Raw genomic sequence first — 19987 nt, 5'->3', positions numbered from 1 at the left:
CATGCGGAAGTCGCGTCTCGCGGGCGTCCTCGCCGCCACGGCCTGCGCGGTCCTCGCCGTCGGAGTCTCCGTCGCGCAGGCGGGCGACGCCGGCGCACAGCACCGCGGCCGCACGGCGACGTTCATCGTGGTCGAACACGCCGACACCGACACGGTCGTCGACGTCGGGCCGCACGGTGACAGCATCGGCGACACCCTTGCCTTCGGAAACCCGGTCTACGACACCCACGGCAGCCGGGTCGGCAGCGACCAGGGCTCCTGCGTCCGGACCAAGGTCGGCAAGGCGTGGGAGTGCAGCTGGACCACCACGCTGAACGGCGGCTCGCTCGTCGTCCAGGGCCCGTACTACGACGCGGCCGACTCCACCCTCGCGATCACCGGAGGCACGGGCAAGTGGCGCGAGGCGCGCGGGCAGATGCGTCTGCACGCTCTCGACGCCAAGGGGAGTGCCTACGACTTCACGTTCCTCGTGGAGCACTGAGAAAATACATTCACTCTTGTAAGTCACGGATGGTGAGTGCGGTGGGTGTGCCGCTCGGCTGGCTGACACGACGCCAGGACCTTGGGCTGAGAGTGCTGGCGGGCCGAGGCGGCCTGGACCGGGACGTGGTCTGGGCCCACAGCATCGAACTCGCCGACCCGGCACCGTGGTTGAACGGTGGTGAGCTCGTGCTCACCACCGGGCTGCGCCTGGCGCCGGACCCGGCCGCCTGCCAGGACTACGTCGCCCGGCTCAGGAAAGCCGGAGTGACGGCGATCGGCTTCGGGATCGGCCTGTCGTACGAGCAGGTGCCCGAACCGCTCGTCGAAGCGGCGGAGGAGGCCGGAGTGCCCCTGCTGGAGGTGCCGCTGCCCACGCCGTTCCTGGCCGTGACCAAGGCGGTCATGGAACGCCTGGCCCAGCAGCAGTACGAGGGTCTCGTCCAGGCCTCGCGCATCCAGCCGCGGATGACCCGGGCCGCGCTGCATGGCGGGGCCCAGGCCGTGGTGCGGGAACTGGCCGTCTCCACCGGCACCTCCGCCGTCCTTCTGGAGCACGAGGGCCGGGTGCGCGCGGCCCATCCGCCCGGTGCCGCAGCAATGCACGACGACTGGGTGACAGGACTGGGCGGCGCGGAGCAGGCGACGGCCTCGGCGAGCTGCGACCAGGACGGTGTGACGGCCGTGCAGCAGGTCCGCGTGGGGCCCCGGGTCCACGGCCGCCTGCTTCTGGTGGCCGGCCGCACCCTGACACCGGTCGACCATCTCCTGCTCGGGCACGCGGCGTCACTGATCGCCCTGGAGGCGGAGAAGCCGCTGCGGCTGCGCGACGAGCAGAACCATGTCAACGAACTGTTCCTGCGCCTGCTGCTGGACGGGACCGTCCCCGCCGCCGTCGGCCGGGAGCATCTGTCCGAGGCGGGATTCCCCGTCCGCGACGGCATCCGAGTCCTGGCGTTGCGCGGCGGCAGCCCCCGCCAGGCGCTCGAAGCCGTCGGGACGGAACTCGTCGAGCGCGGACTGCCCCTGTTCGGCCGGGTGTACGAGAGCTGCGCCGCGGTACTGCTGCCGGCCGGGCACGCGGCCACGGCGCAGACGGTCGTGGACGGCGCGCGGGCCCGGCTCCGGCCGCATCTGTCGGCCGGACTGAGCGCCGCTCACAACTTGGACGCCGGGTCCGCGGCCTTGGCGGAAGCCCTCAACGCCGCGTCGGTGGCCCGGACGCGGGGTGGACGGGAGGTGGTGCCCTTCGAGTCGCTGGCCGGCCGGCTGCTGACCGCCCTGCCGGAGACGAGACGGGTCCTCGCGACGCTGGCCGAGACCCGGCTCACGCCTCTCGCCGCACACGACACCGCGCACGGCACCGACCTTCTTGTCTCCCTGCGCGCCTTCCTGGAGCACAACGGCGGATGGGAGGCGGCCTCCGCAGCGCTCGGCGTGCACCGGCACACCCTGCGCAGCCGCATGGAGCGCGTGCGGAGCGTGCTGGGTGCGGACCTCGACTCGGCCCATGTGCGCGCCGAACTCCTGCTGGCACTGTCCGCCTGGCAGGAGCCCGGCGACGGCGACCGCCGCGGCTGACGGACGGTCAGGCGTCCGAGGTGACTTCCCTGGCGACGGCATCCCCGAGGACGGACAGTCCCTCCTTCAGCAGGGCGTCGGCGATCGACAGGGGCGGCAGGAACCGCAGCACGTTGCCGAAGCTGCCGGCGGTCAGGACGAGCAGCCCGTTCTCGTGGCAGCGTCTCGCGACGCGGGCCGCGAGGTCGGGCGCGGGCACCCGGTGGCCCGTCGGCTCGACGAATTCGATCGCGATCATCGCGCCCCGACCGCGCACCTCGCCGATCTCCGGGTGCCGGTCGCCGAGTTCGGTAAGGGCTTCGAGCATGGTGTCGCCGATCTCGCGGGCACGCTCCAGGAGACCGTGGGTCTCGATCTCCTCGAAGACACCGAGCGCCGCCTCGCAGGCCACCGGGTTTCCGCTGAAGGTGCCGCCCAGACCGCCGGCCGGAACCGCGTCCATCAGCTCGGCGCGACCGGTGACCGCGCCCAGCGGCAGCCCACCCGCGAGCCCCTTGGCCGTGGTGATCAGATCGGGCTGGATCCCCTCGTGTTCGCAGGCGAACATCTGGCCGGTGCGGGCGATGCCGGCCTGGATCTCGTCGACGATCAGCAGGATGCCCCGGGCCCTGCAGATGTTGGCAACGCTGTTCAAAAAGCCCGGTGCCGGAACGACGAAGCCGCCCTCACCCTGAATCGGCTCCACCAGCACGGCGGCCACGTTCTCCGCGCCCACCTGCCGGTCCAGCAGGTCCGCGAGGGCGTACGCGGCCTCCTCGGCGCACCGGTCCGGGCCGGTGGGCCAGCGGTACGGGTACGCCATCGGCGCCCGGTGGACCTCGGACGGGAAGGGGCCGAAGCCCTGCTTGTAGGGCCTGTTCTTGGCGGTGAGGCTCATGGTGAGCAGCGTGCGGCCGTGGAAGGCGTGGTCGAAGACGACGACGCCGGGCCGGCCGGTGGCGGCACGGGCGATCTTGACGGCGTTCTCCACGGCCTCCGCCCCTGAGTTGACCAGGATCGTGCGCTTCTCACCGGGGACGGGTGCCAGCTCGTTCAGCTTCTCGCACACGTCGAGGTAGGACGCGTACGGGTTGACCAGGAAGCACGTGTGGGTGAACCGGCGCAGCTGCGCCGCCGCGCGCTCCGCCACCGCCGGGGCGGAGTTGCCCACCGTGGTCACCGCGATGCCGCTGCCGAAGTCGATGAAGGAGTTGCCGTCCGCGTCGACGATCACCCCGCCACCGGCCGCCTCTACGAACACGGGCAGGGTCGCGCCGACTCCGGCCGGCACCAGACGGCGCTGACGGGCCAGCAGTTCACGGGAACGCGGGCCGGGGATCTCACTCACGACCCGCCGGACCTGCGCGAGATCGGGACCGCCGGCCGGCCGGGAAGCACCGGACATGAATCGTCCTCCGGGGTGTGCAGGGATGGGAACGCCGAGCCAAGCACCGCCACCCGCACACGGCCATGGACGGATCGGCGCGCTGTGACCGGGGAGTGCGGGACATCTCGTCGAGTGCGCCGCCGTGGCACCGGTGTCCAGAATGACCCCCTCACCAGCCCGAACCGCCCACGGCGGCGGGTACGACGCAGGAAAGGAAGGCCGATGCCACAGAGTGCGGGCGCGAGCGCGACGACAGGTGGACTCTCCCGGTCCCCGCGGAGCCTGCGCCACCTGGTCGCGGGGGAGTGGCGCACCGGTGACGGCGACGAGTTCCTCGACGCCAACCCAGCACGCCCGCACGAGACCGTGGCCGTGGGACGCCTCGCCCAGGACCGCGACCTGGACCGGGCCGTCACCGCAGCCCGGGATGCCTTCCCCCGCTGGGCGGCCACCCCGCCCCACGCACGCGGCCGGATCCTGGACCGGGCCGCGGACATCCTCGACGCGCACGCCGAGGACTGGGGCACCGAACTGTCCTGGGAGGAGGGCAAGACCCGGGCCGAGGGCGTGGGCGAAGTACGGCGTGCCGCGGAGATTCTGCGGTACTACGCGAGCGAGGCGTCACGCCCCGTCGGCGAGGTGTTCGCCTCACCGCGCCCCGGCGAGCAGATCCACGTGACACATCGGCCGGTGGGAGTCGCGGCCGTCATCACCCCCTTCAACTTCCCCGTCGCAATCCCCGCCTGGAAGCTCGCCCCCGCCCTCGGCTACGGCAACCCGGTGGTGTGGAAGCCGGCGAGCCTGGTTCCGCTGCTGGCCGTACGTCTGGCCGAGGCGCTGGTCGAGGCGGGGCTGCCGGCAGGCGTGCTGTCCCTGGTGATCGGAGGCGGGGCCCTGGGCGGTCGCCTCGTCGAACATCCCGGAGTGGACGCGGTGACCTTCACCGGCTCGACCTCCGTCGGCCGGAGCCTGATCGCCACGTGCGGCAGGCTGGCCCGCCCTGTCCAGACCGAGATGGGCGGCAAGAACGCGGCCGTCGTCCTGGCCGACGCAGACCTGGAACTGGCGGCCGCGGAGGTACTGGCCGGAGCCTTCCGCTCCGCCGGCCAGAAGTGCACCGCCACCTCCCGGCTCGTCGTCCAGGAACCGGTCGCCGACGAGTTCCTCACCCTGCTGACCAAGCGGGTCTCGGCCCTGCGCGTCGGTGACCCGCTCGCGGAAGGCACGCAGATGGGGCCCGTGGTCTCGCTCCAGGCCCGGGAGGAGATCCAGAAGACGGTGGACGCCGGCATCGCCCGCGCCGGGGTGGACCTTTTGACAGGCGGCCGGCCCTACGAAGACGACCGCATGGCGGGCGCGTACCTGCGGCCGACCGTGGTCGAACTCGCCGGAGAGGACCCGCTGTGGCGCGAGGAGCTCTTCGGCCCCGTGCTGTCCGTGCGCCGGGCCCGTGATCTGCACGAGGCGCTCACTCTCGCCGACGACAGCGAGTTCGGGCTCTCCGCGGCCGTCTTCACCGACGACCTGCGCGCCGTGACCGCCGCCACCGAGCGGCTCGACGTCGGCGTGCTCCACATCAACTCCGAGACGGCGGGCGCCGATCCGCACGTCCCCTTCGGGGGATCGAAGCAGAGCGCGTACGGCCCCAAGGAACAGGGCCGCGCGGCGAGGGAGTTCTTCACCCGGACCAAGACGGTGTACGTACGGGCGTCGGGAGTGGACCGATGACGGGTGAGGGACCCCTGTCCGGTTTGCTGGTCGCCGACTTCGGACGCGTCCTGGCCGCCCCGTACGCCACCATGCTGCTGGCCGACCTCGGCGCCGACGTGATCAAGGTCGAGCACCCCGTCAACGGAGACGACACCCGGGCCTGGGGACCGCCCTACGCCCAGGGCGAGGCCACGTACTATCTGTCCGTCAACCGGAACAAGCGCTCTCTCGGCCTTGACCTGCGTGACGAGCGTGATCTGCGTCGGGCAACGGAACTGGTACGCAGAGCCGACGTCCTCTTCGAGAACTTCCGGCCCGGCACCATGGACAAGTACGGCCTCGGCTACGACCGGGCCCGCGAACTCAATGCCGGGCTTGTCTACTGCTCGATCACCGGCTTCGGGGCAGCGGCGGGAGCCGCGCTGCCCGGCTACGACCTGTTGATCCAGGCCGTCGGCGGTCTGATGAGCGTCACCGGGCCGGCCCCCGGGCAGCCGGTGAAAACGGGTGTGGCGCTGGTGGACGTCCTGACCGGACTGCACGCGGCGATCGGGGTCCTGGCCGCATTGAGGCACCGCGAGAGCTCCGGGGACGGCCAGCACGTTCAGGTCGATCTTCTGTCCTGCCTGCTGTCCAGCATGGTCAACCAGGCAGGCGGCTACACCCTGGCCGGCCGGGTGCCGGGCATCCTGGGCAACCGCCACCCGTCGATCGCGCCGTACGAGACCTTCCCCGCGAAAGACCGGCCGCTGGTCATCGCCGTCGGCAACGACCGGCAGTTCGCCGCTCTGTGCCAGGGCCTGGACGCACCGGACCTGATCGGCGATCCCCGCTTCGCCACCAACCCGGACCGAGTCGCTCACGTCGACGAACTCGCCGGGCGGCTCCGCGAGTCACTGGCCAAGAGGACCGCGGCCGACTGGTTCGCCCGCCTCACCCCGCTGGGTGTGCCCTGCGGTCCGGTCAACGACCTCGCGCAGGCCTTCGACCTCGCCGAAACGCTCGGCCTGGGGCCGCGCGCCACGGTCACCGGGACGGATGGCGCCCCACTCCAGCTGGTCGCCAACCCGATCGGCCTCTCCCGTACACCGCCGCGCTACGAACGCCGACCGCCACGACTGGGCGAACACACCGAGGACCTCACGGCCTGGCTGGATTCCTGACACCGGTCATCCCGCTGACAAACGATCACCACCACCCCCTGGAGCACACCATGAGCGGCGGCAAGCCGATGAAGGACCCCCTCGACCTGCTAGACATCTCCTCCGTCCTGACCGACGAAGAGCGCGAGATCCAGGCCACCGTCGCCAAGTTCCTCACCGACCGGGTCCGCCCGCACCTCGGAGAGTGGTTCGAGAACGCCCACTTCGCCCGCGAACTCGCCCCTGAACTCGGCAAGTTGGGAGTTCTGGGTATGCACCTCGAAGGCTACGGCTGCGCCGGCACCAACGCCGTCAGCTACGGCCTCGCCTGTCTGGAACTGGAGGCCGCCGACTCGGGCTTCCGCAGCTTCGTCTCCGTCCAGGGCTCGCTGTCGATGTTCTCCATCTGGAAGTGGGGCTCAGAGGAGCAGAAGCAGGAGTGGCTGCCCCGGCTCGCCGCCGGCGAGGCGATCGGCTGCTTCGGCCTGACCGAGCCCGACTTCGGCAGCAACCCGTCCGGGATGCGCACGAAGGCCGTCCGGGACGGCGACGACTGGATCCTCAACGGCTCCAAGATGTGGATCACCAACGGCTCCATCGCCGACGTGGCCACCGTCTGGGCGGGGACCGAGAACGGCGTCCGCGGGTTCCTCGTGCCGCGCGGCACACCCGGCTTCACCACCCAGGACATCAAGCAGAAGATGTCCCTGCGCGCGTCCGTCACCTCAGAACTCCACTTCGACAACGTGCGGCTGCCCGACTCGGCCCGACTGCCCCTGGCGGAGGGTCTGCGCGGCCCGCTGTCCTGCCTGAACGAGGCCCGCTTCGGCATCCTCTTCGGAGCCGTCGGAGCAGCCCGCGACTCGCTGCAGACCGCCGTCGAATACGCCGATGCCCGCGTCCAGTTCGACCGGCCGATCAGCGCCTTCCAGCTCACCCAGAAGAAGCTCGCCGACATGAGCGTCTCCCTGGGGGGCGCCGCCCTCCTCGCCCTGCACCTGGGCCGCCTCAAGGACCAGGGCTGCATCCGCCCCGAGCAGATCAGTGTGGGCAAGCTCAACAACGTCCGCGAGGCCCTTGCCATCGCCCGCGAGTGCCGCACCATCCTCGGCGCCAACGGCATCTCCCTGGAGTACTCACCGCTGCGCCACGCCAACAACCTCGAGTCCGTCCTCACCTACGAGGGCACCAGCGAGATCCACACCCTGGTCATCGGCCAGGCCCTCACCGGCCAGGCCGCGTACCGCTGACCCACTCCAGACCCCGGTTCCGGACGCGAGGCGCGGCCCTGCGCGTCCGGAACCGGACCCAGCCCGCCCAGCCCGCCCGGCGAAGGAACCCATATGACCCCGTCTTCCCACCCGCCCCCCACCGCGCCGCGCACCGCCGCCGCGGCCATCCGCCGCGTAGGCGTGGTCGGAGCGGGCCTCATGGGCAGCGGCATAGCCGAAGTGTGCGCACGCGCCGGACTCGATGTCGTCGTCAGCGAGACCGGCCCCGCATCCGTGGCCGCGGGCCTTCGCCGGGTCACCGCATCCCTGGACCGGGACCTGCGCAACGACAAGCTCACCGAGGCTGACCGCGATGCCGCGCTGCGCCGCCTCCGCTTCACCACCGATCTCGCGGACCTGGCCGACCGCGACCTCGTGATCGAGGCCGTCGCGGAGGACGAACGGATCAAGACGGAGGTGTTCACCGTCCTCGACAGGGTCGTCACCCAGCCCGGCACGATCCTCGCGTCGAACACCTCCTCCATACCGATCGCGAGACTCGCCACGGCCACCGCCAGGCCGGACCAGGTCATCGGCATCCACTTCTTCAACCCGGTACCGGTCCTCGACCTCGTGGAACTGGTGCCGTCCCTGCTGACGAGCAGCCGGACACGCGACACCTGCGAGAACTTCGTCACCGACGTCCTCGGAAAGAAGGTCATCGGTTCCCACGACCGCGCCGGCTTCGTCGTCAACGCGCTCCTCGTCCCGTACCTGCTCTCCGCCATCCGCATGCTGGAATCCGGCTTCGCCTCCGCGACCGACATCGACAACGGCATGGTCCTCGGCTGCGCCCACCCCATGGGCCCGCTCCGGCTGGCAGACCTGATCGGCCTCGACACGCTCAAGGCCATCGCCGGCTCCCTGTACGAGGAGTTCAAGGAGCCCCTGCATTCCCCGCCGCCGCTCCTGCTGCGCATGGTCGACGCCGGGCTGCTGGGCAGGAAGACCGGCCGTGGCTTTCACGACTACGCCCAACGGGCGGCGGCTCCCCGTAGCGGACCGGAGTCGGCATCGGGGCTCGGCACATCACCGTCCATCGGCTGACGCCGCATCCTTCCGCTCACACGGCGGCTTCACGAAATCGGTGACCGGATCCACGGTGTCGAAGTCCTGCCACCAGCTCCCACGGCAACCACAGTCCGTTGAGGAGGACCGGAAGACGACCGCGGAGCTCCCGCCCAAGCCCTCCCACCACTCCCCGGAGCCGCTGTCGGCGAGCATTTCGTCCGCGATGCGGATGTGGTGCATGTGTCCGGCACATGGTCCTCCTTTGTCCCGCGTCACGGGACCGTCGGCCTCCTGCGTCCTCGGCGGCGAGCCCCTCGTGGCGCTGGAGGGAACTGCTCCACGAACTCGGCGACCTCCGCCTGTCGTGTCGTCATTGCCCATCGTGTTCTCCATCCTGATGACGCGACGAGGGTGTTCGTCGGTATGAACAGAAGGGCCGGTGTCACTTCGGGCGGCAGCCGTACGCCGTACTCCGCCAGGCGCCGGGCGAGTGCCGCCAGTTGTGCCTCCCGGTAGCGGTCGGCGCGAGCGGCGAGTCCGGAGCGGATCGATCCGGAGCGGATCGGCATCCTCGGCTCCTCTGTCGGCGCCTGTCTCCCCTGCAATTTCGTCCGCTCCGAACTGCCCACGGCTGCCGACGTGCTAGAGCACATCACCGGCCTGCCTCCCGACGCTCACACACCGTGATATAGAGACGAACAGGGTGATTACCGTTCACGGATTTCGCGACGGGACCTCCTGACGACCGCCGTAGCCACCGTCTCGTCGGCGAGCGGGAAGACGGAACGCAAAGGCTGCGCTGGTGGTGTGGTGCATCTCGCGTCCCATCTGGCGGAACGGGACGATGCTGGCGGAACGGGCACCATAGACTCGTCCCCCGCCTGCGCCCGGAGACCAAGCGGGTGTCGTCATCAGGAAGGAACCAGTACGGTGAGTACAACGGCGCACAGCGACGCCCCGATCTACGAACGGCTCATACGCGAACGCGGTGATGTGGCCGCCGATGCACGCAGGACGGCAGAGGCGACCTGGCGAGAGGTCGGCCGGGCCATGGATTTTCGTCTCCCGCACACGATCGCCACACACGACGTCAGGCCCCGTTGACCGTCGCGTGAGCCCGACGATCGCTTGACTGCCTGCGACTGCGCAGGGCCTACGAGCCGCCGGCAGTGGTGCTCGAGGAGCAGAAACCGCAGCCGAGTTGGTTGCAAGCCCTGCTCCAAGAGCGTGCCGCTTTCTTCCCTTCACGTGCACCGGCCTGCCGCATCAGCGCCTCTGTCGGCCGGCAAAGGCTGTACGAGCCGGATGTATCCGGCTCGCTCCGGCAGGGATTTCCTGCGCTGCTCGAGGTTGCGGGCGCTGTAGGAGATTTTCCGCGGCCCCCGTTGACCCCGCCAGCAGGCGCCAGTTGCTCCACGTTCACCGTGAAGTCGACAGTTTCTGTTTCGGTGCCGACGACGCAGTCCACATAGCCCTCTCTGACGTCGAGTTCGACGCTGTACTCGACGCCTCCGTCCGTGTACGTCGACACCGGTAGGAGGTTCCCCGTCTCGACCGGACCGGCCAGACCCGAAGAACCTGCCGCCGCTGCGTAAGCCGCCGTACTTCCTCGAAGAAGATCTTCGACGATGGGGCCATGCGGTCCTCCTCTGCCTCCGTTGCTTTCCCTTGGCCTCGGGGGCCGGTCGGGCCTCACTCGGGGATCTGGTTGGTCTTCGCGCCGACTCGCGGGAGGCGAGCGTGACACCGTCGCCGTGTCGGACGGCGGACAGGACGAAGATCTGGCTGCCGTCCGGTCGCTTCGCGCGCACCCCGCAAGCCCCTCGTGGGTCGGTGACCGCCTCGAACTCCGTGATCAGCCCGCGGACTTGCTCCTTGGCGGCACCCTCGCCGAGGGCTTGAAGGCAGGCCGCATGAGGCACGGGGACAGCGACAGGGGATGATGGAGGAACGAACACGGCACCCTCGTGGATCTTGCAGCGTAGAGAACTCGTGATCCACAGGTGCCGTGTTCACCTGCTTCCGGGGCCCGTCGCCGCGATCAACCACTCCAAGCCGGGGCGAGCGGGCACACACCGGGGTCCTGGACTGAGAAGGGTCAGGAGGGCCACGCTGAGGTCAGTTGGTCCTTGAAGAACACGCTGGCCTCGAACGAGTCGGGGCTGGTGCTGGTGATCTTGTCGGAGAAACCGAAGGCAAGTCGCGGGCCGCTGGAGGACCGCCAAACGGCTATGCCCTGGGGTTCACGTCCGGGCAAGGAGGCGCCGGCCGTCGTCGCGAATTTCCAGCGGTATGCACTTCCAGGATCGTTCATGTCGATGCATATGATGTACGAGGGCGGGGTGGAGTCGCTGCTAGAGGGTGGTCCGCCGAAGAGCAGGTAGGCGTATTGCCCGTATGCGGTGATGCCCTGGAACTGGTCGCTGTCGTTCAGCCCGAGTTCGGCGTTGGTGGGAATGGCCCGCTCCAGCAGGCGCTTGGAAATGACACCCGAGGACAGCACCTCGGATAGGTCGAACAGCGCCAGACGCCAAGGGGTCGTCGTTCCCATGTACCGAATGAGAAGCCGGTTGTTGTAGGGATCGATCGCCGGACGAGGACAGTCGAGGAAGGTCGCGACGTCCATCGGGAACACCCCGAGATACTGCCCGCCGCGATTGAAGTAGTCGAGGTCGCCGCCGTCCTTGTACTTGAAGCGGGCGATCTTGTGACTGTTCGGCGGCTCAGGCGGCGTGGCATTGGGATTCTTACTCTCCCAGTCGCCTGCCACCCAGATGTAGGGAGATCCGTCGGTGTCGGGCTCGACCCCGATGGACGAGCCGTGGTCGAACGCGTGAATCGCCATGGCTCCGAGCACATTGCCCGAGAGATCGGTCCTCGACACCCACAGATCGCCGTTGTCACTGCCCACTTTGGTCTGCACGAAGTAGATGTGCCCGTAGACGTGATCGTAGGCGAACGACTGCATCGCCCAGTAGGGCTGATGAAGCGTCTGCCGCCAGACGGGATTATCGCCGGTCCCGTTGAGTTTGAAATGCAGGGTCGGATCCACCTTGGCATTGGCCGTTCCCGCCGCGGACAGGGAGAGTCCGCCGGTCGCGGCGGCGACGGTCAACGCTGCGCTGCCACGAAGGAATGCGCGCCGGTTCGTGTGTTTGCCGCTCTCGTGGGCTATGTCGCTCAAATCATCACCCTCCAGGTCGCCTGACAGATTTTGATCAAACTAGCAGTCAGATCGCTGTGAGAGGAGTGATGAGACCGAACTCGTGAGGGCTGCGTGGACAGGGCTCCGGTGTGTGCCCGCTCGCCCCGGCTTGGAGTGGTTGATCGCGGCAACGGGCCCAGGAAGCAGGTGAACACGGCACCTGTGGATCATGAGTTCTCTACGCTGCAAGATCCACGAGGGTGCCGTGTTCGTTCCCCCGCTCGCCTCCCCCGAGATCGGCGCGAAGACCAACGAAATCCCCGAGTTCGCACCTCTCCTCGACCAGATCGACGACGCGGATCTCGCGGGGTGGTCGTGACCGCCGAAGCCCTCCACGCCCAACGCGACCACGCCACCTACCTGCGCGAACGCGGCGCTCACTCCCTGCTGACCATCAAGAACAACCAGCGCGGCCAGGCTCGTCAACTCCACGCCCTGCCCTGGAAGGCGATCCCCGTGATCCACCGCGACGACGCCCGGGGCCACGGCCGTCACGAGCAGCGGCTCGTGCAGGTCGTCACCGTCGAGGGCCTGCTCTTCCCGCACGCGTCCCAGGTCCTGCGCATCCAGCGCCGGCGCCGTCTCTACGGGGCGAAAAATGGTCCAGCGAGACCGTCTACGCCATCACCGACCTGCCTGCCGAGGCCGAGATCGCCTCCTGGGCACGCGGACACTGGACCGTGGAAGATACCGTCCACTGGTGCCGGGATGTCACCTTCAACGAGGACAAGTCCCAAGTCAGGACCCACAATGCGCCCGCCGTACTCGCTGCCCTCCGCGACCTGATCCGCAGCGTGCTCAAGCTCGCCGGCTACGCCAACACCGCCGCCGGCCGCCGAGCCCACACCGACCGCCATCGCATCCTCACCCTCTACCGCATCACATGATCAAACCGAATCATCCAGGCACTCGCCGGTGCCCTGCAGGCGCACACTGCCGCTATAGGTTGCAAGTCCTAAAAGGAGGCCGGGGACGAAGTCTCCTACGTGCAGACGGCGTGAGACGGGCAGAAGGACCGCACCGCGATGTCGAGTGGCTCGCGGATGAGGACAAGGGGAAGGGACGCGGGACTGCTGGCGCGGGTCGCGTAGACGTTGCCGTCCGCCGCTCGGAACCGATGGTCGATGACTTGCAGGGTTCCTGAGTCCTTGTCGTCGTAGCGGTAGGTGAGTTCCGCCCAGTCGGCACCTGAGGCGCGGTGGAGGGCCTTGTAGCCGGGCAGGTGGCTGTAGCCGTAGCCGGGATCGTTCTCGGCAAGGCTGAGTGATGCCATAGGACTGCTTTCCGCAGCCTCGAAGAACAGAAGTTGGCGCCCGTCGTCGGGAGAGTTGTAGTAGACCACCGGCGTTTGCTCGCCCTGCTTTTGTTTTCGGGTCCAGCCTCGTGGGACGGCGACCGTGTATCCGGCCGGGTCCTTGACTGTGTGATAGCCCGCGGTGACCGACGTACTGGGCGAAGCAGGCCTCGGAGCAGGTAACAGCAGGCGAGCGGCACCGAAGGCCGTAACGATGACGAGCAGGGTGGCAAGCGCCATGCTGGTGCCGCGCCACCAACGCCTAGGGGACTGCGCAGCTACCCCGACATCGATGGTCGTTTCGAGGGCGTAGAACGCGGTTGATGCCGGGCGTTCGCCGGAGACTGACGGCTCGCTCTTCGCCTGCTCTGTCTCCCGGACTGTCGTCCGTGTCATTGGCACGTCGAGGAGGGAAACCAGATACCTCCGCCACAGTGATCCGTCCCGTGACCGCCCCTGCTCGATCAGCTGATCCAGGGATGTGATGTCTGTATCCGTCAGTGATGCCCAGTACCTCTGCGCGAACCCGCTCATGACTCGGCCGCCTCCGCCTCGCCCGGCAGCACGGTCGACTCACCCGCCTGCGCCGGCTCTGACGCCTGCGCCGGCTCTGAACCCGAGTGCGTCGTGGTGATCAGTGCCTGCAGAGTGCGAGCGCTGCCCAGCTGCCGCAGTAACGCCGGCGCGGAAGCGCCGACGGCGACTGTGGCTAACGCACCGGTCAGCTGCGGGGAGAAAATCCATCCGGCGCCAGCCCCAAGCGACACACGCGTCAGGGCTGCCATGGCGTCAGATGCGGGGTCGACGTACTTGTCGAGCGTGGGTAACTGCTTTCGCCGTCTGTTCCTTTCGAGGGCACGATGCCGGGCAGCCTGCCAGGCCGCAATCCGCCCGTAGAAGACCACGACCTCTACGACGAAGCCGCCCACCGCGCCGTAGGCGATGGACATCGTCCCCTGCATAACCGACCCCCCGGCGACGGCACGTTCACCGGATGTAGCGTCCCAGACGGAGCTGCTATCAGGCAGTGGGTTCCCCCACAACCCCCCGGATGGACGTTCGGCGCCGGTTCCCAGGGCATGACGGACGCTGTCCGTCGGAATCCGCCGAACCGGGAAATGTTCAGTGTCCTAGCCGGGGGCGTTGGTCGCTGTAGGCCATCGGTTCGGGATCGGTGTCGAGCGCGTCGAGCACCGCGTCGCCGTTCTCCCTGGCCCACTCGGTCAGCGTGTGGATCGGATCGATCAGCGTCGCCCCGAGCGGCGTGAGCTCGTACTCGACGCGGGGCGGGGCCTCGGCGTAGGCGTGGCGGCGGACGAGTCCGTGCGTCTCGAGCCGTCGGAGTGTCTGGGTGAGCATCTTGCGGGAGATGCCGCCGATCAGCCCGATCAGCTCGCCATGGCGGACCGGGCCCTTGCTGAGGCCGTAGAGCACGACCACCGTCCACTTGTCGGCGATGAGGTCGACCGCCAGACGTGCCGGGCAGTCGGCGAGAAAGGGATCGTCGGGACCGAAACCGCTCATGGCGCCAACGGTACCTGCGCCGCAGGTACCTGCTGGTTCCTGTCGGAAACCTAGCCTGGGTTCTCTCCCCCCTCCAGACCCAGGAGAGTCATGCGAGTCATCACCCAGCACACGCTCGGCGGTCCCGAGGTGCTCACCGTCGTGGACGCACCCCAGCCCCGGCCCCTGCCGACCGAAGTACTCGTCCGCGTCAGGGCGATCGGCCTGAACCCACTGGAGGCGCGCCTGCGCGCCGGCGAGTTCCCGCTGCTCGGCCGACCGCCGTTCGTGCTCGGCTGGGACATCAGCGGTGTGGTAGAGGAGGCGTCGCAGTCGTGGCGGTTCAGGCCCGGCGACGAGGTGTTCGGGATGCCGCGGTTCCCGCGGGCGGCGAACGCGTACGCCGAGGTCGTGGCGGCGCCGGCGTTGCACCTGGTGCGCAAGCCGGTGTCGCTCTCGCATGTCGAGGCGTCGGCCCTGCCGATCGTCGGGCTGACGGCGTGGCAAGGTCTCGTCGACCTCGGCGGCGTGGCCGAGGGCGACCGCGTCCTGGTCCACGGCGGTGGCGGCGGGGTCGGCCACGTCGCGATCCAGATCGCGAAAGCGCTCGGCGCGCACGTGATCGCGACCGCAAGCGGGAGGAAGCGCAAGTTCGTCGAGGGGTTCGGCGCCGACGAAGTGATCGACTACACGGCGGCCGACTTCACCGAGGCGGTCCGCGACATCGACGTCGTGCTCGACACCATCGGCGGCGACACCGCCGAGCGGTCCCTCCAAGTGCTCCGCCCGGGCGGTCACCTGGTGACGGCGGTCGCCGAGGAGGATACGGAGCTCATCGCCAAGTACGAGGCGGCCGGAATGCGCTTCAGCGGCATCGGGGTCGACCCCGATCCGGTCGCCCTGCGAGGTCTCGTCGACCTCGTCGAACAGGGCAGGCTCCGGGTCCACGTGCAGGAGACGTTCCCGTTCGAGCGCGTCGCCGACGCGCACCGGCTGCTCGACGGCGGCCACCTGCAGGGCAAGCTGGTTCTCACCGTCTGATCCCGCCGTGGTGCCTCGCGAGAGCGAGGTGCCACTGAGACTCGTGCGTGATGAAGGCTGCACGTCGGACGGCTTGGTGTGCGTAGGCGTCAGCAAGCTCGGGCCGGCCGGAGCGGTAGTCCACCGACAGGAGCGTGCACCGCGTCGGTGGGACGCCGGCCGTCGGGCGGGGCTGTCGGTGATCTGTAGGCGATGTGTCGGGGTGCTGGAACCGTGGGTGCCGAGCCGCCCTGCCGGGCGGCCGCAGCCGCCTTCGACAGCAAGGGAGCCACGCCGCCATGTCGTCCTCGCCCTCCACCCCGCCCTGGGATGTCCGACGGCTCCCGCGTGCCGACGGCAGCGTCTTCCTGGTCACCGGCGGCAACGCCGGCATCGGATACTTCGTCGCGGAGCAGTTGTCCGTGACCGGGGCCACCGTCGTCCTGGGCAGCCGGAACCCCGCGAAGGCCGAAGCCGCCACGGCCTCGATCCGCTCGCGTGTCCCCGGCGCGCGGGTGCGGGCGGTACGGCTGGACCTCGCCGACCTGCCGACGCTCGGAACGGCGGTGGAATCACTGGACGTGGAGCACCTCGACGCGGTGCTCCACAACGCCGGCGTCGCGCTCGACGACCCGCCGCGCCGGGAGACCGGGGACGGTCACGAGCTCATGTTCGGCACGAACCACCTCGGGCACTTCGCGCTGACCCACTGGCTGCTGCCCCTGCTGTCGGCCGCACCGGCGGCCCGCGTGGTGACCATGGGCAGCTTCGCCGCCAAGTCCGAGCGGCTTGACCTCGACGACCTGCAGTCCCGGAAGGACTACCAGCCCAAGCGCGTCTACGGACGCTCCAAGCTGGCGCAGATGTACTTCGGCCTCGAACTCGACCGGCGCCTGCGCGCGGTCGACAGTCCGGTGGCAAGCGTGGTGGTCCACCCCGGGGGTGCGCTGGACTCCCTGACCCCGTCACGACCGCCGGTCCAGGTGCGGACCGCCGGCGCGCGGCTCTGCGGTGCACCCGCCGCCCTCCTCGTCCAGGGCAAGCACGCCGGTGCCTGGCCCGCGGTCCGAGCGGTGCTCGAACCAACCGTGCGCGGAGGACAGCTCTGGGGACCGCGCGTCTTCAGCCTGCGCGGCAAGCCCCGACGTGAACCGGTGTGGAACCACCTCGCCGACACCTCCGTCGCGGCGCGGTTGTGGGACGCAAGCTGCGACCTGACCGGAGTCGACCTCGGCGCCATCCCTGGATAGTCCCAGGCTCGGGCTGACCAACCAGCATGGTCAGGGTGGCCAACTGCGGGGTGGTGACCGCGCTTCCGTGATGGGGTGCCGTCCGGACGGTGTGCGCCGAGTACGAACACGTCGAGGTCCGGCCCATGGCCAGGGGCTGTCGGTAAGCGCAGGCTCGAAGGTGGTGCGGCCCGTCGGAGCCGCCTCGCAGCCTGCGAGGCACTCCCGGACACGGTGGCTTTCGCCGGAGACGAACGCGGGGTCGGCAGCCACGGCGGGCCACCCAGTTCGCCAAGGTCACCACCCTGCCCGTAGGCCAGGCCTTCGGAGTGACCGGGCAACTTCCGCTGGAGGAAGGGCACTTGTACGGCGAGGACTGCCCAACGTCCACTCTCGCCGTGCGGCTCGGCGGACGCGCCGCCGGAAGTGGTCGTCCTCGGCCAGGGCTCCACCGGGACGGCCAACGACTTGGCGGGGCCACTGAGTTGGCCACAAAGATGGTCCGCGAGTTCGGTCTGTCGCCCGCGCTCGGGCGGTGGGCTACCCGCAGGGCGGGTCCGTGTTCTTGGGCACCGGCGGAGCGCCATGAGCAGCCGTCCCATCGCCGAGGCCATGCGGGCGACGCTCGACGCCGAGGTCGCCCGGCTGCTGCGGGAGGCCGAGCGGTGGGCCATCGAACTGCTCACCGGACACCGGACACGTCTGGACGAGCTTGCAACGTCGAGCTGCCAAGAAGCCGCCTGCGGGTCAAGCCGCCTTCGCGAAGACGAGCACCTCCGTGGTGGCAACGCCCATGGGTGCCAGGAAGCTGGCCTCCAGGCTGCAGCCGAGGGTTGCGAAGAGGTCCACGCATGTCCGGCGAGGCATGGCGGCTGGGTAGGAGTCGTGCCCCGCGCCGCCCTCCGTCGCCCAGGCACGTACCGCCGCCGGGTCCAGGCAGTTCTCTGTCATGACGTCAAAGACGATCCGACCGCCGATTCGGGTGACACGCGCCATCTCGAAGAAGTACCGGGACGCGCCGAGGAAGGTCACGGTGTTGAATACCTTGTGAGCCTGAACGAGGTCGATGCTGCCGTCGGGTGTCGGGGCGAGACTGCTTCCCGTGGTCGGTTGGGCGACCACGTTGAACGTGTCCACCAGGTAGTCGGCCCAGGGGGCTGCGGTCTCGTAGATCTCGTAGCGCTCTGGTGAACACTCCTTCAGCGTCTTCTCCAGGTACCGCCCGGATCCGGGGCCGATCTCCAGCACCGCGTTCGGGCTGGCAGCGAAAACACCGAGAGCGCGTAGTTCGTCGATGGTGGACTGGGTGGCACCAGGCGTCCCGTTCATGACCTCGTCGATGTAGTCACCGACCGACAGGCCGGTCTCCCGTGCAGCCCTCATCGTTGCCTCGAACGGGATGAAGTCGTCGACCCCGCCCAGGTTGTTGGTGCTGCGCACGATGTCGAATCCAGCGCGTCCCAAGAGCCGCTTGACTCCCGACTTCAATACGGACTTTTGTCTGTCTGCCACCTTCATCGAACATACCCCCCAGATCGCCTCAATCTTCGGTGTCAGCATAGGTATTACGGTCGCCGACGCGCAGCGGGACGGCGAATTCGCTGCGCGGCTGAGGGCCGGGACCCGCGCTCCGCCCAAACACGCCGGCGTGCTCTCCGCCGCGCCCAGCACGTCGAGCAACTCCGGCCGGCGACGCGACCATCATCGAGAGCGGGTGGCGGCAACCAGGTAGGCCGTCCCCGGCCAACGCCACAGGCTCCGGCCGACGGTGTCCGCCGGTCGTTCGCGCCGACGCGTCCACCGGTGCACGAGCCGATCGATCGGCGGGACGGAGGGCGTCAGGTCGTAATGGACGACGTCGATGGGACGAAGTCCGGCTTCCCGCATCCGCCGCCGCAACCGCCCGGCCGGGAGCGCCCGGATACCGGATTTCGGCACACCGTGCCTTCGCTCCGGGGGCAGACCGAGCAGACCCTCGACCTGGCCGAGCAGCCGAAGCAGTGGCCAATACACCCCCCATTCGAACAGGCGGTACGGGCTCAGGGGGTTCAGCATGCTGACGAGAACGAGCCCGTCCGGGCGCAGAACGCGGTGAAGTTCCCGCAAGGCCACGGAAGGGTCGCAGTACTCCAGCACCCCCATCGCGACGACGACGTCGAAGCGCGCGTCCGGGAACTGCAGCGCCTCTGCCCTCCCGACGGCCAGTTCGACCCCGGTACCCGCCGTGCGGTCCGCGGCCTCGGTGATCATCGCGAGCGCCTGGTCGACGGCGCTGATCCGGAAATCGCCGGGACGCGTGTCGAGCACACTGCGGACGAATATGCCTGGCCCGCAGCCGACGTCGAGGAGATCGCCACCAGGACTTCGGCCCAGGGCCTCGAAGGTCGCTTGGAGCCTGGACGAGAAGTACCGCCCAGCAGGCCCCGAGCCCTGGTACGAGGCGGCATAGGAGGCCGCGAAAGACGGATCATTGAACTGGACACGGATGTCACGGCCGTCATGACCGGGCGCCTCTGGATCCGCGACCGCCGAACGCGTCTCGGCCGGACCGCCCCTGACGACGGCCCACTTCTCCTTGCGAACCCCCACCATCGACCTCCCCTCGGGGCGGCTTCGCAAATCCGAAGCCACTAAGTAACACAGTAGTTAACCGCACTATGATCGGTCATGCCCTCCGTTCCGTGAGGGCGCCCGCTTCCGACACGAGAACGGAAGGGGCGGGAGGTATGCCAAGAACGCGTCGAACAATGCCGACGGGGCATCGGCGCCAAGCTCACTCCTTGATCGCCATCGCTGTCTACCTCTCAAGGCCGGCGCGCCTGCGCCGCGCGATGCGGTACCTGACCGCGCGGACCGGTGCGGCACGACGGCCCCTGCCCGGCATGGCGGTCATGGCGCCGGCGGCACCGATGCCGCACGGTGACGGGAACGGGCATGACCTTTCCCGCGTCAGGCGTGGCCATGACCGTAGGGGTGCTGGTGGCCGTGCTTGCGCAGCGGATCATGGTCCCGGTCGGTGTGCTCGTCCGCGCTGTTGTGCCCTGCAGGCGAGTCCTGGTCGTGCATGCCGCGCTTCATGAAGAACATCATCAGCGGGCAGCCGGCCGGGAGACCCACGAGCACGAGGGTGCGACAGGCACACCCGGAGCCACGAGCCCGACGATCACGATCACAG

At 69.2% G+C, this 19987-nt stretch carries 18 protein-coding genes and 2 pseudogenes; 11 read left to right on the top strand and 9 right to left on the bottom strand.

The features are described 5' to 3' along the window. Position 1: 1 nt before the first annotated feature. Entirely contained in the window at positions 2-481 is a 480-nt protein-coding gene (locus tag ACFY0P_RS29220) for a dirigent protein (protein ID WP_388919355.1), read from the top strand. Between the two features lie 41 nt (positions 482-522). Further along, positions 523-2061: a PucR family transcriptional regulator gene (locus ACFY0P_RS29215; protein ID WP_388919352.1), complete on the top strand. Its 1539-nt coding sequence runs from the start codon at positions 523-525 to the stop codon at positions 2059-2061. A gap of 7 nt (positions 2062-2068) precedes the next feature. Here the strand turns inward: ACFY0P_RS29215 and gabT are convergent, their stop codons facing one another. Further along, entirely contained in the window at positions 2069-3445 is a 1377-nt protein-coding gene (gene gabT, locus ACFY0P_RS29210; protein ID WP_388919349.1) for a 4-aminobutyrate--2-oxoglutarate transaminase, read from the bottom strand. 204 nt (positions 3446-3649) lie between these two features. Here gabT and ACFY0P_RS29205 point away from each other — a divergent pair, with 204 nt between their 5' ends. The 4 genes from ACFY0P_RS29205 to ACFY0P_RS29190 all read left to right on the top strand — a co-directional run bounded on the left by ACFY0P_RS29205 (position 3650) and on the right by ACFY0P_RS29190 (position 8597). Next, positions 3650-5155: an aldehyde dehydrogenase family protein gene (locus ACFY0P_RS29205; protein ID WP_388919346.1), complete on the top strand. Its 1506-nt coding sequence runs from the start codon at positions 3650-3652 to the stop codon at positions 5153-5155. Beyond that, positions 5152-6300 carry a CaiB/BaiF CoA transferase family protein gene (locus ACFY0P_RS29200; RefSeq protein ID WP_388919343.1) on the top strand — a complete coding sequence of 383 codons (1149 nt, stop codon included), beginning with the start codon at positions 5152-5154 and terminating at the stop codon, positions 6298-6300. The genes ACFY0P_RS29205 and ACFY0P_RS29200 overlap by 4 nt, the downstream gene beginning before the upstream one ends. Before the next feature lie 50 nt (positions 6301-6350). Next, positions 6351-7529, top strand: a complete 1179-nt coding sequence (locus ACFY0P_RS29195; protein WP_388919340.1) for an acyl-CoA dehydrogenase family protein — start codon at positions 6351-6353, stop codon at positions 7527-7529. Positions 7530-7622: 93 nt separating this feature from the next. After that, on the top strand, positions 7623-8597 hold the full coding sequence (locus tag ACFY0P_RS29190) for a 3-hydroxybutyryl-CoA dehydrogenase (protein WP_388919337.1): 975 nt from the start codon (positions 7623-7625) through the stop codon (positions 8595-8597). 1659 nt (positions 8598-10256) lie between these two features. Here ACFY0P_RS29190 and ACFY0P_RS29185 read toward each other — a convergent pair. Further along, positions 10257-10519: pseudogene (locus ACFY0P_RS29185) on the bottom strand (hypothetical protein); the annotation flags it as partial. Between the two features lie 140 nt (positions 10520-10659). Next, a complete protein-coding gene (locus tag ACFY0P_RS29180) occupies positions 10660-11745 on the bottom strand; it encodes a hypothetical protein (protein WP_388919335.1) in 1086 nt (361 codons plus the stop codon). A 190-nt stretch (positions 11746-11935) separates the two neighbouring features. On the opposite strand from ACFY0P_RS29180, the gene ACFY0P_RS29175 reads away from it, so the two are divergent. Together ACFY0P_RS29175 and ACFY0P_RS29170 are read left to right on the top strand one after the other, a co-directional pair. Next, positions 11936-12085, top strand: coding sequence for a hypothetical protein (locus ACFY0P_RS29175; protein ID WP_388920039.1), 150 nt, complete (start codon positions 11936-11938; stop codon positions 12083-12085). Then, on the top strand, positions 12066-12653 hold the full coding sequence (locus ACFY0P_RS29170) for a transposase (RefSeq protein ID WP_388920006.1): 588 nt from the start codon (positions 12066-12068) through the stop codon (positions 12651-12653). The genes ACFY0P_RS29175 and ACFY0P_RS29170 overlap by 20 nt, the downstream gene beginning before the upstream one ends. 95 nt (positions 12654-12748) lie before the next feature. Here ACFY0P_RS29170 and ACFY0P_RS29165 read toward each other — a convergent pair whose 3' ends face one another. The 3 genes from ACFY0P_RS29165 to ACFY0P_RS29155 all read right to left on the bottom strand — a co-directional run bounded on the left by ACFY0P_RS29165 (position 12749) and on the right by ACFY0P_RS29155 (position 14584). Then, positions 12749-13594 carry a hypothetical protein gene (locus ACFY0P_RS29165; protein ID WP_388919332.1) on the bottom strand — a complete coding sequence of 282 codons (846 nt, stop codon included), beginning with the start codon at positions 13592-13594 and terminating at the stop codon, positions 12749-12751. After that, entirely contained in the window at positions 13591-14010 is a 420-nt protein-coding gene (locus tag ACFY0P_RS29160) for a hypothetical protein (RefSeq protein WP_388919330.1), read from the bottom strand. The genes ACFY0P_RS29165 and ACFY0P_RS29160 overlap by 4 nt, the downstream gene beginning before the upstream one ends. A gap of 172 nt (positions 14011-14182) precedes the next feature. Next, a complete protein-coding gene (locus ACFY0P_RS29155) occupies positions 14183-14584 on the bottom strand; it encodes a winged helix-turn-helix transcriptional regulator (RefSeq protein WP_388919327.1) in 402 nt (133 codons plus the stop codon). A gap of 90 nt (positions 14585-14674) precedes the next feature. On the opposite strand from ACFY0P_RS29155, the gene ACFY0P_RS29150 reads away from it, so the two are divergent. The 3 genes and pseudogenes from ACFY0P_RS29150 to ACFY0P_RS29140 form a co-directional block, all read left to right on the top strand. Further along, positions 14675-15604, top strand: a complete 930-nt coding sequence (locus ACFY0P_RS29150) for an NADP-dependent oxidoreductase (RefSeq protein WP_388919324.1) — start codon at positions 14675-14677, stop codon at positions 15602-15604. Between the two features lie 278 nt (positions 15605-15882). After that, a complete protein-coding gene (locus ACFY0P_RS29145) occupies positions 15883-16833 on the top strand; it encodes an SDR family NAD(P)-dependent oxidoreductase (RefSeq protein WP_388919321.1) in 951 nt (316 codons plus the stop codon). A 308-nt stretch (positions 16834-17141) separates the two neighbouring features. Next, positions 17142-17306: pseudogene (locus tag ACFY0P_RS29140) on the top strand (hypothetical protein); the annotation flags it as partial. Positions 17307-17559: 253 nt separating this feature from the next. On the opposite strand, the gene ACFY0P_RS29135 reads toward ACFY0P_RS29140, so the two are convergent. The 3 genes from ACFY0P_RS29135 to ACFY0P_RS29125 form a co-directional block, all read right to left on the bottom strand. Continuing rightward, on the bottom strand, positions 17560-18330 hold the full coding sequence (locus ACFY0P_RS29135) for a methyltransferase domain-containing protein (protein WP_388920003.1): 771 nt from the start codon (positions 18328-18330) through the stop codon (positions 17560-17562). Between the two features lie 183 nt (positions 18331-18513). After that, entirely contained in the window at positions 18514-19404 is an 891-nt protein-coding gene (locus ACFY0P_RS29130) for a class I SAM-dependent methyltransferase (protein ID WP_388919318.1), read from the bottom strand. Positions 19405-19761: 357 nt separating this feature from the next. Further along, a complete protein-coding gene (locus ACFY0P_RS29125) occupies positions 19762-19929 on the bottom strand; it encodes a hypothetical protein (protein ID WP_388919315.1) in 168 nt (55 codons plus the stop codon). Positions 19930-19987: the final 58 nt, after the last annotated feature.

It is taken from the genome of Streptomyces sp. NPDC001714, from assembly GCF_042892755.1.
In the GTDB taxonomy this organism is placed as follows: domain Bacteria; phylum Actinomycetota; class Actinomycetes; order Streptomycetales; family Streptomycetaceae; genus Streptomyces.
This window is presented reverse-complemented; position numbering and strand designations above follow the sequence as displayed.

What these genes read in the sequence shown, in the direction of transcription:
- ACFY0P_RS29220 (WP_388919355.1), top strand. Translation starts at nt 2, where the DNA reads ATGCGGAAGTCGCGTCTCGCGGGCGTCCTCGCCGCCACGGCCTGCGCG.
- gabT (WP_388919349.1), bottom strand. Translation starts at nt 3,445, where the DNA reads ATGTCCGGTGCTTCCCGGCCGGCCGGCGGTCCCGATCTCGCGCAGGTC.
- ACFY0P_RS29135 (WP_388920003.1), bottom strand. Translation starts at nt 18,330, where the DNA reads ATGAAGGTGGCAGACAGACAAAAGTCCGTATTGAAGTCGGGAGTCAAG.
- ACFY0P_RS29195 (WP_388919340.1), top strand. Translation starts at nt 6,351, where the DNA reads ATGAGCGGCGGCAAGCCGATGAAGGACCCCCTCGACCTGCTAGACATC.
- ACFY0P_RS29205 (WP_388919346.1), top strand. Translation starts at nt 3,650, where the DNA reads ATGCCACAGAGTGCGGGCGCGAGCGCGACGACAGGTGGACTCTCCCGG.
- ACFY0P_RS29190 (WP_388919337.1), top strand. Translation starts at nt 7,623, where the DNA reads ATGACCCCGTCTTCCCACCCGCCCCCCACCGCGCCGCGCACCGCCGCC.
- ACFY0P_RS29155 (WP_388919327.1), bottom strand. Translation starts at nt 14,584, where the DNA reads ATGAGCGGTTTCGGTCCCGACGATCCCTTTCTCGCCGACTGCCCGGCA.
- ACFY0P_RS29130 (WP_388919318.1), bottom strand. Translation starts at nt 19,404, where the DNA reads ATGGTGGGGGTTCGCAAGGAGAAGTGGGCCGTCGTCAGGGGCGGTCCG.
- ACFY0P_RS29150 (WP_388919324.1), top strand. Translation starts at nt 14,675, where the DNA reads ATGCGAGTCATCACCCAGCACACGCTCGGCGGTCCCGAGGTGCTCACC.
- ACFY0P_RS29160 (WP_388919330.1), bottom strand. Translation starts at nt 14,010, where the DNA reads ATGTCCATCGCCTACGGCGCGGTGGGCGGCTTCGTCGTAGAGGTCGTG.
- ACFY0P_RS29175 (WP_388920039.1), top strand. Translation starts at nt 11,936, where the DNA reads ATGAGTTCTCTACGCTGCAAGATCCACGAGGGTGCCGTGTTCGTTCCC.
- ACFY0P_RS29200 (WP_388919343.1), top strand. Translation starts at nt 5,152, where the DNA reads ATGACGGGTGAGGGACCCCTGTCCGGTTTGCTGGTCGCCGACTTCGGA.
- ACFY0P_RS29145 (WP_388919321.1), top strand. Translation starts at nt 15,883, where the DNA reads ATGTCGTCCTCGCCCTCCACCCCGCCCTGGGATGTCCGACGGCTCCCG.
- ACFY0P_RS29165 (WP_388919332.1), bottom strand. Translation starts at nt 13,594, where the DNA reads ATGAGCGGGTTCGCGCAGAGGTACTGGGCATCACTGACGGATACAGAC.